The organism is Roseateles sp. P5_B10, assembly GCF_056400485.1.
Map to the genome: position 1 here is coordinate 1 of NZ_JBFULE010001766.1, position 521 is coordinate 521.

The window sequence follows — 521 nt, forward strand, 5'->3', positions numbered from 1 at the left end:
GGGTATCTCGCAACCGTGCCATCCATCGCGGTCCGCGTCACCATGCGAGCACGCGCCGCACCCTCCCGTGCCTCGATGACGCGGTACTGATCCATCGCACTGACCCGTCGCGACAACGTGCTGAGGCTGATCCGGGATTCCGCGGCGGCCAGCCTGCCCTGTGCCGCCAACGACTTCGCCTGCGCGTGGATCATGGCGAGGGTGTGGCGCAGCGAGTAGCGATCCCGCGTCAGGTAGTACTTGCGAAGCGACTCGGAGACGAGCCGATCCATCTCCGGCGTGAGCTTGCTGGTGCGGACGCGATGCGCGTTGCCGTCGACCAATGACTGCGGCGCATGCTGCGACGACTCATAGGCGCGCAGCCATCCCATCACCGCGCTGCTGGACGGCGCCTTGGCGTCGTTGATTCGCTGCGCGACCTTCGCGATCAATCGCTCGATGGGCCGGCGCATGCCACGGCTGAGATGCGCCTGATGAATCGCCACGACGTAGGCCATCTTGCGCTTGAACCTTTCCAGTTG

At 65.6% G+C, this 521-nt stretch carries 1 protein-coding gene; it reads right to left on the reverse strand.

The window, feature by feature from the left end; genetic code table 11:
* Positions 1 to 497 (reverse strand): hypothetical protein (locus AC1DU6_RS35795; protein WP_477863394.1); only part of this gene is annotated, 497 nt, incomplete at its 3' end.
* Positions 498 to 521: the final 24 nt, after the last annotated feature.